General features: G+C 71.3%; 14 protein-coding genes. 8 read left to right on the forward strand and 6 right to left on the reverse strand.

All coding sequences use genetic code 11. From position 1 onward, the window contains the following. Window positions 1–318: 318 nt before the first annotated feature. Window positions 319–1,416 (forward strand): glycerophosphodiester phosphodiesterase, encoded by a 1,098-nt coding sequence (locus tag J5X75_RS28900; RefSeq protein ID WP_208470682.1) that lies wholly within the window; start codon window positions 319–321, stop codon window positions 1,414–1,416. 174 nt (window positions 1,417–1,590) lie between these two features. Here J5X75_RS28900 and J5X75_RS28905 read toward each other — a convergent pair whose 3' ends face one another. The 4 genes from J5X75_RS28905 to J5X75_RS28920 form a co-directional block, all read right to left on the reverse strand. After that, on the reverse strand, window positions 1,591–1,899 hold the full coding sequence (locus J5X75_RS28905; protein WP_183225624.1) for a hypothetical protein: 309 nt from the start codon (window positions 1,897–1,899) through the stop codon (window positions 1,591–1,593). Window positions 1,900–1,910: 11 nt separating this feature from the next. Then, window positions 1,911–3,137, reverse strand: a complete 1,227-nt coding sequence (locus J5X75_RS28910) for an inorganic phosphate transporter (protein ID WP_208470683.1) — start codon at window positions 3,135–3,137, stop codon at window positions 1,911–1,913. Between the two features lie 352 nt (window positions 3,138–3,489). Beyond that, window positions 3,490–4,785 carry an aspartate aminotransferase family protein gene (locus J5X75_RS28915; protein WP_208470684.1) on the reverse strand — a complete coding sequence of 432 codons (1,296 nt, stop codon included), beginning with the start codon at window positions 4,783–4,785 and terminating at the stop codon, window positions 3,490–3,492. 27 nt (window positions 4,786–4,812) lie between these two features. Next, a complete protein-coding gene (locus tag J5X75_RS28920) occupies window positions 4,813–6,189 on the reverse strand; it encodes an aminotransferase class I/II-fold pyridoxal phosphate-dependent enzyme (RefSeq protein ID WP_208470685.1) in 1,377 nt (458 codons plus the stop codon). 190 nt (window positions 6,190–6,379) lie between these two features. On the opposite strand from J5X75_RS28920, the gene J5X75_RS28925 reads away from it, so the two are divergent. From J5X75_RS28925 to J5X75_RS28955, 7 genes are read left to right on the forward strand one after another with little or no spacing between them, the layout of a single operon-like run. After that, on the forward strand, window positions 6,380–7,222 hold the full coding sequence (locus tag J5X75_RS28925; protein ID WP_208470686.1) for a nitrilase-related carbon-nitrogen hydrolase: 843 nt from the start codon (window positions 6,380–6,382) through the stop codon (window positions 7,220–7,222). Further along, the gene (gene hydA, locus J5X75_RS28930; protein WP_208470687.1) at window positions 7,219–8,619 is read left to right on the forward strand and encodes a dihydropyrimidinase; all 1,401 of its coding nucleotides are present in this window, start codon (window positions 7,219–7,221) and stop codon (window positions 8,617–8,619) included. The genes J5X75_RS28925 and hydA overlap by 4 nt, the downstream gene beginning before the upstream one ends. Before the next feature lie 12 nt (window positions 8,620–8,631). After that, window positions 8,632–9,630, forward strand: a complete 999-nt coding sequence (locus J5X75_RS28935) for a TIGR03842 family LLM class F420-dependent oxidoreductase (RefSeq protein ID WP_208470688.1) — start codon at window positions 8,632–8,634, stop codon at window positions 9,628–9,630. Further along, the gene (locus J5X75_RS28940; protein WP_208470689.1) at window positions 9,627–10,469 is read left to right on the forward strand and encodes an ABC transporter permease; all 843 of its coding nucleotides are present in this window, start codon (window positions 9,627–9,629) and stop codon (window positions 10,467–10,469) included. The genes J5X75_RS28935 and J5X75_RS28940 overlap by 4 nt, the downstream gene beginning before the upstream one ends. Then, window positions 10,466–11,224, forward strand: coding sequence for an ABC transporter ATP-binding protein (locus J5X75_RS28945; protein WP_208470690.1), 759 nt, complete (start codon window positions 10,466–10,468; stop codon window positions 11,222–11,224). The genes J5X75_RS28940 and J5X75_RS28945 overlap by 4 nt, the downstream gene beginning before the upstream one ends. Further along, window positions 11,221–11,976: an ABC transporter permease gene (locus J5X75_RS28950; RefSeq protein ID WP_208470691.1), complete on the forward strand. Its 756-nt coding sequence runs from the start codon at window positions 11,221–11,223 to the stop codon at window positions 11,974–11,976. The genes J5X75_RS28945 and J5X75_RS28950 overlap by 4 nt, the downstream gene beginning before the upstream one ends. Before the next feature lie 13 nt (window positions 11,977–11,989). After that, complete coding sequence (locus J5X75_RS28955; RefSeq protein ID WP_208470692.1) at window positions 11,990–13,120, forward strand: ABC transporter substrate-binding protein; 1,131 nt, start codon at window positions 11,990–11,992, stop codon at window positions 13,118–13,120. A 1-nt stretch (window position 13,121) separates the two neighbouring features. On the opposite strand, the gene J5X75_RS28960 is transcribed toward J5X75_RS28955, so the two are convergent. Together J5X75_RS28960 and J5X75_RS28965 are read right to left on the reverse strand one after the other, a co-directional pair. Beyond that, window positions 13,122–13,901 carry a hypothetical protein gene (locus J5X75_RS28960; protein WP_208470693.1) on the reverse strand — a complete coding sequence of 260 codons (780 nt, stop codon included), beginning with the start codon at window positions 13,899–13,901 and terminating at the stop codon, window positions 13,122–13,124. Window positions 13,902–13,968: 67 nt separating this feature from the next. Then, a complete protein-coding gene (locus J5X75_RS28965; RefSeq protein ID WP_307798319.1) occupies window positions 13,969–14,838 on the reverse strand; it encodes an SCO6745 family protein in 870 nt (289 codons plus the stop codon). Window positions 14,839–14,972: the final 134 nt, after the last annotated feature.

The raw sequence follows: 14,972 nt of genomic DNA on the forward strand, positions 1-14,972 counted from the left end.
CGGGGACGCGGGCGCGCGGGGACGCGGGCGCGCGGGGACGCGGGCGCGCGGGGACGCGGGGACGCGGGGACGCGGGCGCGCGGGGACGCGGGCGCGCGGGGACGCGGGGACGCGGGGATGACCATTGACCCGGCGTTTGCGGATGCGCCATGAGATCGTCGCCTGGGTGACGGATCTGTCGCGTCGACTCTGCACGGGTCTTCGGCGGTCTCTGCCGGAGGGGTCTTCGGCGGTCTCTGCCGGAGGGGTCTTCCGGCGGTGGCGCCGGGGGTGAGTCTCCGGCGGAGAGATCGCCGGATCGAGTTCGTGGAGGAGAACGTGGCAGATCGCCGTCAGGTGCTGCGCTTCGGCGCTGTCGCCGCCGCCGCTCCGGCGCTGGCCGGCGCCGCTTCCGCGCCCGCGTGGGCCGGTGGCGACGGCAGCACCCGGAACCGGGCACTGGTGGTGGGCCACCGTGGTGCGTCCGGTTACCGGCCCGAGCACACGCTGGCGTCGTACGAGCTGGCCGCGCGGACGGGCGCCGACTACATGGAGCCCGACCTGGTGATCACCAAGGATGGTGTCCTGGTGTGCCGGCACGAGCCGGAGATCGGCGGCACCACCGATGTGGCGTCGCGGCCCGAGTTCGCCGACCGGAGGCGGACGGTGGTTCTGGACGGGGTGAGCGTCACCGGCTGGTGGACCCAGGATTTCACGCTCGCCGAGCTGAAGACGCTGCGTGCGGTCGAGCGGATTCCGGCGATCCGTCAGCGGAACACGCTGTACGACGGGCGGTTCGAGGTGCCGACGTTCCAGGAGGTGCTGGACCTCCGTAAGCGGCTGTCCAAGGAGCTGGGCCGGGATTTGGGCGTGTTCCCGGAGACCAAGCACCCGACCTTCTTCCAGCGGCTCGGCCTGGAGCTGGAGAAGCCGCTGGTCCGGGCTCTGCGCCGCAACGGCCTGGACCGGCGGGGCGCGAAGGTGTTCATCCAGTCGTTCGAGGCGGCCAACCTGCGGGTGCTGGCCGACGAGCACCGGGTCGACGTGCCGCTGGTGTTCCTGAGCAGCGCGTCGGGCAACCCGTTCAACGATCCGCGCAGCTACGCCGACTATCTGACGCCGGGTGGTCTCAAGGAGTTGTCCGAGTTCGTGGACGGTCTCGGCCCGGAGAAGGGGCAGATCATCCCGCGGCGGGCGGACGGCACCCTGGGCACGCCGACCAGCCTGGTCGGCGACGCGCACGCGGCCGGGCTCCGGGTCGTGCCGTACACGTTCCGCGCGGAGAACTCGTTCCTTCCGGCCGAACTGCGGGTCGGCACCGACGTCAGCGCCTACGGCAGGGCGATCGACGAGCAGGTGACGTTCCTGCGGACCGGGATCGACGGCCTGTTCACCGACAATCCGGACATCGGGGTCCTGGCTCGCGGCCTGGCCTGACAGCGCCGCCCGGCCCGCGGAAAGGGACCGTGAGGGACCGCTCACGCCCGGCGGGCGCGGCACGGCCGTGGGGGCGCACCCGGCTCGCGGGTGCGCCAGGGTTCGCCGCTGTCGCTGTGGGGGCGCTGGTCTCGTACCGGAAAGGGGTTTGAAACCGGCGCCGGGACGCGCGGTCTACTTCTCGACGAGCGTCGGGTAGATGTGCGAGAAGTCGAGTTTGTACCCGAATCCGCTGGCCACGATGAACGTGAGGCCGAGCAGCACGCCGAGGACGACCACCGCGAACAGCGCGTAGCCGAGGGCCGTGCCGAGCGGGCGCTTGGTGCCGGCGGTGACGCCGCTGGTGTTGACGGACGCCTCGCCGGCGCCCCAGGCGAGCGAGCGGATGCCGAGGGCGAAGAGGATCGGCAGGCCGGCGCCGAGGGCGAGGCCGGCGAGCAGGACCTGCCACGCGCCGGTGAGCGCGAAGTCGAGGTTGTGCATGTCCCGGCCTTTCAGTTCGCCGCGGCGGCGGGGATCGGGGTGACGGGCTGGGCGGCCACGCCGTCCCAGTCGTCGTTGACGTTCTCGTGGTCGACCTTGCCGGAGCGGGAGCGCAGGTACATCGCGCCGGAGGCCGCGACCAGGAGGGCGAAGACGACGAGGGCGCCGGCCATGCCGCCGACGGCGTCGCCGACCCACCACATCGCGGCGCCGACCAGGCCGGCCGAGGGAAGGGTGATCAGCCAGGCCAGGACCATCCGGCCGGCGACCGCCCAGCGGACCGTGGCGCCGGGACGGCCGAGACCGGAACCGATCACCGAGCCGGTGGCCACGTGGGTGGTGGAGAGCGCGAAGCCGAGGTGGCTGGAGGCCAGGATGACGGCGGCGGCGCCGGACTGCGCGGCGGTGCCCTGCGGCGGGGTGATGTCGGTGATGCCCTTGCCGAGAGTGCGGATGATCCGCCAGCCGCCGAGGTACGTGCCGAGCGCGATGGCCAGGGCCGCGGAGACCTTGACCCACAGCGGGATGTTCTCCAGGTCGTCCCAGTGACCGCTGGCGATCAGGGCGAGGGTGATCACGCCCATGGTCTTCTGGGCGTCGTTGGTGCCGTGCGCCAGGGAGACGAGCGAGGCGCTGCCGATCTGGCCCCAGCGGAAGCCCTTCTCGGTGAACCGCGCGGCCACCCCGGCAGTGATCTTGAAGATGACCCAGGTGCCGGCCACGGCGACGACGCCCGCGATGACCGGCGAGATGACGGCGGGCAGGAGCACCTTGCCCACGACGCCGTCGAGCTTGGAGCCGTCGCCGTTCCAGTTGACGCCGGCCACGCCGAGACCGGCGAGGGTGGCGCCGACCAGGCCGCCGAAGAGGGCGTGCGACGAGCTGGAGGGCAGGCCGAGGAGCCAGGTGAGCAGATTCCAGACGATGCCACCGACGAGGCCGGCCAGGATGATCAGCAACAGTCCGCTGCCGCCGTCGGCGAGGAGTTCCGCCTTGGGCGCGCCGCTCTTGTCCTGGATCTTGACAACGGCATTGGTGACGGTCAGCGCGACCTCTACCGAGAGGAAGGCGCCGACCAGGTTCAGGACACCGGACAGAGCGACGGCCGTTTTGGGCCGGAGCGCCTTGGTCGCGATGGAGGTGGCCATCGCGTTGGCGGTGTCATGGAACCCGTTGGTGAAATCGAAGGCCAGGGCCGTGATGACCACCAGCGCCAAGATCACGGATGTTTCTGTCACGCCGTGATCGTGACCGAGTTACGGGCCCACTGCCATACCCCCAACGCAACATGTACAAGGTTCGGCCCTCGTTAACCTTCCGTTTCCCAAATATCACCCTAAGGTGACGGCTGGATTACGCTGCGTATCCGTCAACGTACCCCGGATGAACAAATCTTTAGGCTCGCCAGGGCAGAAAACCGGCAAAGATCCATATGTCGCATCGGGGTGGTGGGTGCGGACCGTCGCTCCCGCCGAGGGCCCGGCGCGGCCCGCTGGCCGCTGGCGCGCCCAGAACGCGGGCCACACCGCGCGACGTGCGTGAGCGGTTGCGCCCGAAAAAGCCCAGTCGGCTCTCCGGGTCGGGGTCGATCTAGGCGATGTGGGACTCGGCGTCGGCTGTGGCGATCGCTTCGGACAGGATCGCGAGCCCCTCCCGGGCCTCGTCCTCGGTGAGGGTGAGGGGCGGGCCGATCCGGAGCACGTTGCCGTACAGGCCGCCCTTGCCGACCAGCAGGCCGCCCTCCCGGCAGAGGTCGAAGACCCGCAGCGTGGCCGCCGGGTCCGGCTCGGTGGTGCCGGCCCGGACGAACTCCAGCCCGATCATCAGCCCCCGCCCGCGCACCTCGGCCAGGATGCCGTACGACAGCGCCCGCAGCCCACCGAGCAGGATCCCGCCGACCCGCCGCGCGTTGCCCTGGAGATCGTGGTCGAGCACGTAGTCGAGAACCGCGTTGCCGGCCGCCGCGCTGACCGGGTTGCCGCCGAAGGTGGAGAAGCTGACCGCCGGGACCGCGTTCATCACCTCGGCCCGGCCGACCACCCCGCCGAGCGCGAACCCGTTGCCGATGCCCTTGGCGAAGGTGATCAGATCCGGGGTGACGCCGTGCGCCTGGTAGCCCCAAAAGTGGTCGCCGGTCCGCCCCCAGCCGGTCTGCACCTCGTCGGCGATGAGCAGGATCCCGTGTTCGGCCAGCACCTTCCGGTACGCCCCGAGCAGCCCGTCCGGCCCGTGCACGAACCCGCCCACACCCTGGACCGGCTCGGCGATCAGGGCGGCCACGTCCCCGGCGGTGACGGTGGCGAGGACCTCCCGCAGGTCGTCGACGGCCGCGTCGAGCAGGTCGGCGTCGGTCAGCCCGGCCATCCGCCCGCGCAGCCGGTCGGCGGAGGCCAGCCAGTGCACCGACAGCGGACTGAGCGAACTGGACGACCAGCTGCGGTGCCCGGTGACCGCCATGGTCGCGAAGGTCCGGCCGTGATAGCTGTTCTTGATCGCCAGGATCTGGTTGGACCGCCGTACGTTCGTGGCCATGAGCAGCGCCGACTCGTTGGCCTCGGTGCCCGAGTTGGTGAAGAAGACCCGCGCGTCCGGGATGCCGGAGAGCCGGGCGATCTTCTCGGCCAGTTCGACCTGCCGCCGGATCAGGTAGAGCGTGGAGGTGTGCGCGACGCCGGTGCCGATCTGGGCGCGGACCGCGTCGCTGATCTCGGCCACGTCGTACCCGATCATCGTGGTCAGCACCCCGCCGAAGAAGTCCAGGTAGGTGCGGCCGCGGGCGTCGGTGACCCGGCGCCCGCCGCCGGAGACGATCTCCAGCGCGTCGTCGCCGTAGTAGACGGGCATCCAACCGGGCATCACCGCCCGGTGACGGTCGAGCAGACTCATCGATGACCTCCGTTGTCGTGAACTCCCCTAGCGCCATCCGGGTGGGTGCGCGAGGTCCCGCCGGCCGCTGCCGCGGGTGGTCGGAGAGGCGGCCGCCGCGAGCATGCCGGCCAGCTCGTCGTGGCCGTCGGCGACCAGCCCCGCGGTGATCCGCAGGTGGTCGCCGGGCAGCGGGGTGACGCAGAACGGGGCGCCGGGCGCGGCCGCGATCCCGTGGGCGGCGAGCGCGACCAGGGCGTTCTGCTGGTCGGGGACCGGCAGCCAGAGGTTTATCCCGTCGGTCGCACCGGCGGTCACGCCGCGGTCGGCCAGCGCGTCCGACAGCGCGGACCGGCGGCACGCGTACGCCTCCCGGGCCGCCGCCACCTGTGCCGTGACGTCCGGGTCGGTGAGCAGGTCGAGCAGCACGCCCTGGAGCAGCCGGCTGGACCAGCCGGGCCCGAGCAGCCGCCGGTCGGCGACCGCGTCGAGCACGTGGGCGGGCCCGCCGACCGCCGCGAGCCGCAGGTCCGGCCCGTGACTCTTGGAGAAGCTGGCCACGTGGACGGTGCGGTCGGGCAGGTAGCGGCCGAGGCTGACCGGCGGGGCGGTGGCGATGTCGCCGGCGTGGTCGTCCTCGACCACGAGCAGGTGCGGCGCCTCCAGCAGGACGTTGGCGAGCAGCGCGGCCCGGGACTCGTCCATGCTGGCGCCGGTCGGGTTGTGGGCGCGCGGCTGGAGGAAGAGGGCGACCGCCCGGCAGCCGCGGACGGCCCGCAGCAGCGCGTCCGGGACGATGCCGGCGGCGTCCATCGGCACGCCGACGACGGTGGCGCCGACCGCCTGGAGCAGGTCGAGCAGTGGCGGGAAGGCCGGGTTCTCGACGAGGACGTGGTCGCCGTACCGCAGCACCGCCCCGGCCACCCGGTCGAGCGCGTCCATGGCGCCGTCCACCACGGTGAGCCGCTCCGGCGGGTACGGCCACCGCTCCCGCAGCACCTTCTCCAGCCCGGGCAGCACCGGCGGGTCGAGATAGCTTCCGGCCCACCGTCCGTCGCCGATCCGGCGCAGCGCCACGTCGAGCGACGGCAGCAGCAGCGGGTCGGGCACACCGGTGGACAGGTCTCGCGGCAGGCCGATCCGGGCGCCGCTGAGCTGGGCGTACCGAAGTCGCGCGCGGGGCGGCAGCGGCCCGGACACGAAGGTTCCGGAGCGGCCGCGGGTCTGGATCGCCCCGGCGAGGATGAGGTTGCGCCACGCCTCGCTGACCGTCGTCGGGCTGACGCCGAGCCCGCCGGCCACCGTGCGGACGGTGGGCAGCCGGGCTCCGGCGGGCAGCCGGCCGGAGGTGATCAGGCGGCTCACCGCCGCCGCGATGCCCCGGGCGCTTCTGTCCTGAACCGCCCCGGTGATCAGCGTCAGCAAATTATCGTCTCCGAAACATTCCGTAACGTACGGGCAATTGTCCGCCTCATGGTGTGTCGTTAGTGTCCTACGGCATCCGACGCCGGTAAGCAACCCCTGGCGCAGGACCCATAACGAGGAGTAAACACACGATCACAGGCGTTGAGAGGCGCACTGCGCGTGCCAGAAGATCGAATAGAGAGGGGCCGCCATGACGACCGGAGTCGTCCGCGCCGCCCTCGTCCAGACCACCTGGACGGGCGACAAGGAATCGATGATCAAGGCGCACGAGGATTACGCTCGTGAGGCCGCCGCCCAGGGCGCGAAGGTGATCTGCTTCCAGGAACTCTTCTACGGCCCGTACTTCTGCCAGGTCCAGGACGCCGCCTACTACGAGTACGCCGAATCCGTCCCGGGCCCGACGACCGAGCGTTTCCAGGCGCTCGCCGCGGAACTGGGAATGGTCATGATCCTGCCGATGTACGAGCAGGAGCAGCCCGGCGTCCTCTACAACACCGCGGCCGTCGTCGACGCCGACGGCGAATACCTCGGTAAATACCGCAAGAACCACATTCCGCAGGTGAAGGGGTTCTGGGAGAAGTTCTACTTCCGGCCCGGAAATCTGGGTTACCCGGTCTTCGACACCGCGGTCGGCAAGGTCGGCGTCTACATCTGTTACGACCGCCATTTCCCCGAGGGCTGGCGCGCGCTGGGCCTGGGCGGCGCGCAGATCGTGTTCAACCCGTCGGCCACCAGCCGCGGTCTCTCCTCCTACCTGTGGCAGCTGGAGCAGCCGGCCAGCGCCGTGGCGAACGAGTACTTCATCGGCGCCATCAACCGGGTGGGCGTCGAGGAGCTGGGTGACAACGACTTCTACGGCCAGACGTACTTCGTCGACCCGGAGGGCAAGTTCGTCGGCGAGGTGGCGGACACCCACCATCCCGAGCTGATCGTTCGGGACCTGGACCTGAGCCTGCTCGGCACGGTCCGCGACCGCTGGCAGTTCTTCCGCGACCGCCGCCCCGACTCCTACGCCGGGCTGGTGGCGCCGTGACCACGCTGATCAGGGGCGGGACAGTCGTCGGCTCCACCGGAGGAACGAAAGCCGACGTCCTCATCGACGGCGAGACCATCGCGGCGATCTTCGCGCCGGGCCACTCGCCGGAGGTCGGCCATGTCATCGACGCCACCGGCAAGTACGTGATCCCCGGCGCCGTCGACGCCCACACGCACATGGAGCTGCCCTTCGGCGGCACCCACGCCAGCGACACGTTCGACACCGGCACCAGGGCCGCGGCGATCGGCGGGACGACCACGATCATCGACTTCGCGGTGCAGCGGACCGGCGAGGTCGTTCAGGACGGTCTCGCCGCCTGGCACGGCAAGGCCGACGGCAACTGTCACATCGACTACGCCTTCCACATGATCCTCGGCGGCGTGGACGACGAGTCGCTCAAGGCCATGGATCAGCTGGTGGCCGGTGAGGGCATCTCCAGTTTCAAGCTCTTCATGGCGTACCCCGGGGTGTTCTACTCCGACGACGGGCAGATCCTGCGCGCCATGCAGAAGGCGCGGGACAACGGCGCCATGATCATGATGCACGCGGAGAACGGGCCGGCCATCGACGTACTGGTCAAGCAGGCCCTGGAACGCGGTCAGACGGACCCGGTCCACCACGGTCTGACCCGCCCGCAGGAGCTGGAGGCGGAGGCCACCAGCCGGGCCATCTGGCTGGCGAGCGTGGCCGCCGACTGCCCGCTCTACATCGTGCACCTGTCCGCGTCGAAGGCTCTCGAACAGGTCCGCAACGCCCGTGACCTGGGGAGGAACGTCTTCGCCGAGACCTGCCCCCAGTACCTCTACCTCACCCTGGAGGACCAGCTCGGCGCGCCCGGCTTCGAGGGCGCCAAGTGGGTCTGCTCGACGCCGCTGCGGTCCAAGCACGAGACGCACCGCGCCGACCTGTGGCAGGGCCTGCGTACCAACGACCTGTCGGTGGTGTCGACCGACCACTGCCCGTTCTGCTTCAAGGACCAGAAGGAGCTGGGCCTCGGCGACTTCTCGAAGATCCCGAACGGGATCGGCGGCGTCGAGCACCGGGTCGACCTGCTCTACCAGGGCGTCGTCGACGGGAAGCTGTCGCTGGGCCGCTGGGTGGAGACGATCGCGACCACCCCGGCGCGGATGTTCGGCCTCTACCCGCGCAAGGGGATCATCGCCCCCGGCTCGGACGCCGACATCGTCCTGTACGACCCGAACGGGCGTACCCGGATCAGCGCCGAGACGCACCACATGAACATGGACCACTCTGCGTGGGAGGGCTGGGAGATCGACGGCCGCGTGGACACGGTCATCGCCCGCGGCGAGGTGATCGCCTCCGGTGGTGAGTACACCGGGCGGGCCGGCCGCGGCCGCTACCTCAAGCGCGGCCTCAGCGACTACCTGCTCTAGAAGGGGGTGGGCATGGACATCGGCGTCGTCTTGCAGAACGACCCACCCGCGCTGGAGGTCGTCGAGTGGGCGAAGAAGGCGGAGGCGGCCGGCTTCAGTCACTTCTGGACCTTCGACTCGCACGTGCTCTGGCAGGAGCCGAACGTGGTCTACTCGGCCATCCTCGGCGCCACCGAGCGGATCGTGGTCGGGCCGATGGTCACCAATCCGGGCACCCGGGACTGGACGGTCACCGCCTCGACCTTCGCGACCCTCAACGAGATGTACGGCAATCGCACCATCTGCGGCATCGGCCGGGGCGACTCCGCCCTGCGGGTGCTCGGCCTCGCCCCACAGACCCTGAGTCAGCTGCGCGAGAGCGTGCTGGCGATCAAGGGCCTGGCCAACGGGGAGCGGGTCATGGTCCGCGGCCGGGAACTCCAGCTGGCCTGGGCCGCGGACAGCCGCCTCGAGGTCTGGGTGGCCGCCTACGGCCCGAAGGCGCTCGCCCTCACCGGGGAGGTGGGCGACGGCTACATCCTCCAGCTCGCCGACCCGGACATCGCCGAGTGGATGATCACGGCGGTCCGGAGGGCCGCGGTTCTCCACAACCGGGACCCGGACGCGATCAGGTTCTGTGTGGCGGCGCCCGCCTACGTCGGCGACGACCTGGCACACCAGCGGGAGCAGACCCGCTGGTTCGGCGGGATGGTGGGCAACCACATCGCCGACATCGTGGGCCGCTACGGCGGCGACGGCCGGGCGGTGCCGCAGGCGCTGACCGACTACATCGCGGCCCGCCAGGGGTACGACTACGCCGAGCACGGGCGGGCCGGCAACACCCACACCTCGTTCGTACCGGACGAGATCGTGGACCGGTTCTGCGTCCTCGGGCCGGTGGAGAACCACGTGAAGCGGTTACAGGAGCTCAAACAGCTGGGCGTCGACCAGTTCGCCGTCTATCTCCAGCACGACGCCAAAGATCAAACCCTTTCGGCGTACGGCGAGCACGTCATCCCGGCGTTCTCGTGAGGCGGGTCCTCTCGGTGATCGCCGGGCTGGCCGTGGCGGCGCTGCTGTGGGAGGGCTACAAGGCGGCCGGTGATCCCGAGGGGACGGTGCTGTTCGGCGTACGGGTCCTGCCCCGCGCCGACGACCTCTCGATGCCGCATCTGTGGACCATCGGGCGGCGGCTGGCCGATCCGGAGATGACCGGCGGCCGGCCGGTGTGGCTCGTGGTTCTCCAGGCCTGCCTGTTCACGCTCGGCATCACCGCGGCCGGGTTCGCCGCCGGCACGGTGATCGGGCTGGTCCTGGCGGCGGCCATGCAACGGTTCCGGATCGTGGAGCGGGGGCTGCTGCCGTACGTCGTCCTCTCCCAGACCGTGCCGCTGGTGGCGCTCGCGCCGCTGATCGCCGGCTGGGGCGGCACCCTCATGCCGCCCTGGGCGACCGTCTCGGTGATCGCCGCCTACCTGGCGTTCTTCCCGGTCGCGGTGGGCATGCTGCGCGGGCTCCAGTCGCCGTCGGCCGGCGGGGTGGAGCTGATGCGCAGTTACGCCGCCGGTTGGTGGCGCACGCTGGTGAAGCTGCGCTTCCCGGCGGCGCTGCCCTACCTCTTCCCGGCGCTGCGGCTGGCCGGCGCGGCCGCGGTGGTCGGCGCGGTGGTCGGTGAGATCTCCACCGGCACCCGGGGCGGCATCGGCCGCCTGATCATCGAGTACTCGCGGGAGGCCACCTCGGATCCCGCCAAGGTCTACACGGCCATGCTCGGCGCGGCCCTGCTGGGCCTGCTCGTCGCGGGCGCCGTGAGCCTCCTGGAACTGCCGCTGATGCGGCACCGGCGACACGTGGAGGTGGCGACACTGTGACCGCGGTGGTCGTGGACAACGTCACGAAGGTCTTCAACCGGGGGCGGTCCGACGAGGTGCCGGCCCTGACGGACGTGAACCTCACCGTCGGCGACGGCGAGTTCGTGTCGCTGATCGGGCCGTCCGGCTGCGGCAAGAGCACCCTGCTGCGGCTGATCGCCGACCTGATCGAGCCGACCAGCGGCACGGTCACCGTCGCCGGCCGCCCGGCGAGCCAGGCCCGCCGCGAGCAGGAGTACGGCATCGCCTTCCAGCAGGCCGGCCTCTTCGAGTGGCGGACCGTCCGCCGCAACGTCGAACTGCCGTTGGAGCTGCGCGGGGTGTCCAAGGCCGAACGCCGGGCCAAGGCCGAGGAGATGCTGGAGCTGGTCGGCCTGGCCGACTTCGCCGGGCACTATCCGGGTCAGCTCTCCGGCGGCATGCAGCAGCGGGTGGCGATCGCCCGTGCCCTCGCGGTCCAGCCGCCGCTGCTGCTGATGGACGAGCCGTTCGGCGCGCTCGACGAGATGACCCGGGAACGGTTGCAGTCGGAGCTGCTCGGCATCTGCGCCAAGACCGGGACCAGCACGGTCTTCGTCACTCACTCGATCGCCGAGGCGGTGTTCCTCTCCGGGCGGGTGGTCGTCATGTCCGCCCGGCCGGGGCGGATCACCGCGTCGATCGAGGTGGAGCTGCCGTCGCGGGACGAGGCCGGACGGCAGGCCCCGGCCTACTTCGAGAAGATCACCGAGGTACGACAGGCGCTGCGCTCATGAGAAGAGTCCTGCCGCCGGTGATCGTCGGCATCCTCGCCCTGATCCTCTGGGAGCTGTTCGTCACGCTGGGCCGGGTCGCGCCGTTCATCCTGCCCGCTCCGTCGGCGATCGGGGCGCAGATCGCCGAGCAGCGGCGCAACATCGGGGAGGCCGCCCTGGCCAGTGGCGCGAACGCGCTGATCGGCCTGATCGGGGGCACCCTGGTGGCGGTGCTGGCCGCGCTCGCCGCCAGCCGGTTCCTGGTCCTCGGCGAGGTGTCGATCCCGTTCGCCGCGGTGCTCAACGCGCTGCCGATCATCGCCCTCGCCCCGATCCTCAACAACATGTTCGAGTCGACCAGCAGCGTCCCGCGCCGCCTGGTCACCGGCATCGTGGTGTTCTTCCCGGTCTTCCTGAACCTGCTGCGCGGGCTGCGCGAGGTGGACCCGGTCCATCAGGAGCTGATGCGCACGTACGCGGCGTCCGGCTGGACCTTCGCCCGCAAGGTGCGGTTGCCCGGCGCGCTCCCCCACTTCTTCACCGGCCTGCGGCAGGCGTCGTCGCTGGCCGTGATCGCCGCGGTCGTCGCCGAGTACTTCGGCGGGCTGCAGGACGGGCTCGGCGCGCGGATCACCTCCGCCGCGGCGTTCACCGCCTACCCCCGTGCCTGGGCCTTCGTGGCCGGCGCCTGCCTCCTCGGACTCGCCTTCTACCTGGCCACGCTCCTGCTGGAGCGCCTGGCCATGCCGTGGAAACAACGTCTTACAAGCTAGTTAGGGGTTCGCGTTGAAGCTTTCCCGGATATTCCTCGCATCGGTTCTCGCGCTGACCGCCTGCGGCACCGCCGATACCGCCACCACTCCGGCTCCGGGCGCGAGCGGCGCCCTCACCCCGATCAAGCTGCAGTTGCAGTGGTTCTACCAGGCCCAGTTCGCCGGCTACATCGCGGCCGTGGACCAGGGCTTCTACCGGGAGCAGGGCCTGGACGTGACGCTGCTGGAGGGCGGCGTCGACATCGTCCCGCAGACCGTCCTGGCCCAGGGGAAGGCCGACTACGCGATCGCCTGGGTCCCGAAGGCGCTGGCCTCCCGTGAGCAGGGCGCCGGCATCACCGACGTGGGGCAGATCTTCGCCCGCTCCGGGACCTACCAGGTGGCCTGGAAGGACAGCGGCATCACGAAGGCCGCCGACCTGAAGGGCAAGAAGGTCGGCAACTGGGGCTTCGGCAACGAGTTCGAGCTGTTCGCCGGGATGACCAAGGCCGGGCTCGACCCCGGTGAGGACGTCACCCTGGTGCAGCAGCAGTTCGACATGCAGGCGCTGCTGAAGAAGGAGATCGACGCCGCCCAGGCGATGAGCTACAACGAGTACGCCCAGCTGCTGGAGGCGAAGAACCCGGCCACCGGCAAGCTCTACACGGCCGGCGACTTCGCGATCATCGACTGGAAGACCGAGGGCTCCTCGATGCTCCAGGACGCGGTGTGGGCGAACACCCAGAAGCTGGACGATCCGGCGTACCAGCAGCAGACCGTCACGTTCCTGACCGCCACGATCAAGGGCTGGGCGTTCTGCCGCGACAACCCGGAGAAGTGCCGTGACCTGGTCGTCGCGAAGGGCTCCAAGCTCGGCCGCAGCCACCAGCTGTGGCAGATGAACGAGGTCAGCAAGCTGGTGTGGCCGGCCGCCGCGGGCGGGATCGGCACGATCGACGAGGCGGCCTGGAAGCAGACCGTGGAGATCTCGCAGACCACGAGGAACCAGACCGGCGACACCGTGCTGACCCGGGCCCCGGAGGGCCTGGCCTACACGAACGACTACATCAAGCAGGCGATCGAGCAGGCCAAGGCCGCGGGCGTCGACGTCGACGGGTCCGGTTTCCAGCCGGCCACGGTCACCCTGACCGAGGGCGGCGCCTGAGCTACTGGGACATCACGAGCCGAGCCGCGAGGGCGACCGTCGCCAGGTCGCCCGCGCGCAGCTTCTCCGCCGCGTGCGGCTCGCCGAGGGCCACCAGCCGCTGCGCGGACGCGTCGATCAGGGCGTCCTCCCCGGCCAGCAGGCGACGGGCGATCCGCGCCTGGGCCGGGTCCAGATCCGCGTACGCGCACTTGTCCAGCGCCTCGACCGTCTCGTCGTCGAGCCGGCCGGCCATCGCCCGCTCGGTGACCTCCTTGATCAACCAGCTCGGCCACCAGCTGTACTTCCCGACGACCTGGCCGGCCTGGATCGCCTCGGCCGGCTCGAATCCGGCGGCCAGCATCCGGACCGCGAGATCGTTGTCGAAGCGTTCCATCCGCAGCGCGCCCACGAAGACCCGCAGGAGCTTCTGCTCCGGCACGAACTCCCCGGCCATCTCCGCCGCCTCGCCGAAGCGGCCCTCCAGCAGGAAACAGAGCGCGCGGACCCCGACCAGCGAAGACGGGTCGCCGGATCGCTCCTCGAGCCGGTCGACCGTGGCGGTCAGCCGCTCGCTGCCCTTGGCGGAGCGCTCGGCGAGGTCCTCGCTCTGCGGCTTGTTGAGATACCGGATCCGGATGTCGGTGGCGATCTCCGCCTCCCGCCGCAGCAGCGGCGCGGCTATCTTCGGGTTGATCAGTTCGCCCAGGCCCTCGGTGAGGTGCGCGGCGTCGAACCGCTCGGAGGACGCAGGGAACTGCGCCCACCAGGACGCCGGGTGTCTCCGCTGGGGTTCTGTCACGCACCAAGCGTGACGTAACAATCACTCTCCGGCAACGAATTCGGCCAGGTGACCTGCGTGGTCAGGTTCACGGGGCCTTCTGCTCAGCCAGGGCGGCCGGGTTCAGCAGCCCCGCCTTCACGATCGTCCGGCTCAGCGGCCGGGTCAGCGAGGCGAGCCGCAGGCAGCCCTCGTCGCCGATCGCCCGGTAGGCCGCCTCCGCCACCGCGTCGGTCCGCTCCTCGATGTGCGCCCGCAGGGCCACGCCCGCCGGGGTGAGCCCGTCGTCGCCGTACAGCCCGCTGCGCCGCAGGTCGTCCTCGGCCTCGGCCCACTGCTCGCGGCTCCACCCCCGGGTGGCCCGCAGGAACCGCCCGTCGACCTCCCCGCTGGCCGCGTGCATGACGATCGCGTCGAGGCCGCTGACCCCGTTGGCCAGCAGCGCCGCCACGTGCCCGTCCCCGCGGAACTCGCGGAGCAGCATCTGGGCGTGGAACAGCACCAGGTGCGGCGCCTCGGGCCAGGGCAACGCGGAGTGGGCGGCGAACAGCGGCCGGCCGTGCGGCAGCCGGGCGGCCGCCTCCGCCGCGGTACGGGCCAGCTCGGCCGCCTCGGCCATCTCCGGGCCGGCCACCACGTCCGCGCCCAGCCCGCGGGTCAGGGCGGCGTCGGCGGCCTCCAGCCGGGCCTGGATCAGCTGCTCCGGGCTCGCCTTGGCCCAGGCCGCGGGCAGCGCGCGAGCGACCCGCGCCGGGTTGAAGTTGTAGAAGGTGGCGGCCACGATCTCCGGGCCCACCGGGCCGAAGGCCGCCCCACGGGACGCGAAGTAGCCGTCCATCGGGCTGAGGCCGAACGCCGCGAACCGTTCCGGGGCCTCCGGCACGAAGTAGACCATCGCGTGCAGCGGCTCGGTGACCCGCCACGCGAGGCGGGACGGGCTCTCCGTCACGGTTCCCACGGCAACTCCTCGGCATGGACGGTGTCTCCGGAACCGACCGCCCCGGAGTGGCGCGGCGGCCGCCCCCCCCCCCCCCCCCCCCCCCGCCCCCGGCGGCCGGGGGGGGCCCCGCCCCCCCCCACGCCCCCCCCCCC

The sequence above is a fragment of the Actinoplanes flavus genome (assembly GCF_017592555.1).
GTDB classification, from domain to species: domain Bacteria; phylum Actinomycetota; class Actinomycetes; order Mycobacteriales; family Micromonosporaceae; genus Actinoplanes; species Actinoplanes flavus.

Excerpts from the sequence above, each read along its gene's own strand:
- J5X75_RS28915 (WP_208470684.1), bottom strand. The coding sequence starts at position 4,785 with ATGAGTCTGCTCGACCGTCACCGGGCGGTGATGCCCGGTTGGATGCCC.
- J5X75_RS28925 (WP_208470686.1), top strand. The coding sequence starts at position 6,380 with ATGACGACCGGAGTCGTCCGCGCCGCCCTCGTCCAGACCACCTGGACG.
- J5X75_RS28950 (WP_208470691.1), top strand. The coding sequence starts at position 11,221 with ATGAGAAGAGTCCTGCCGCCGGTGATCGTCGGCATCCTCGCCCTGATC.
- J5X75_RS28935 (WP_208470688.1), top strand. The coding sequence starts at position 8,632 with ATGGACATCGGCGTCGTCTTGCAGAACGACCCACCCGCGCTGGAGGTC.
- J5X75_RS28905 (WP_183225624.1), bottom strand. The coding sequence starts at position 1,899 with ATGCACAACCTCGACTTCGCGCTCACCGGCGCGTGGCAGGTCCTGCTC.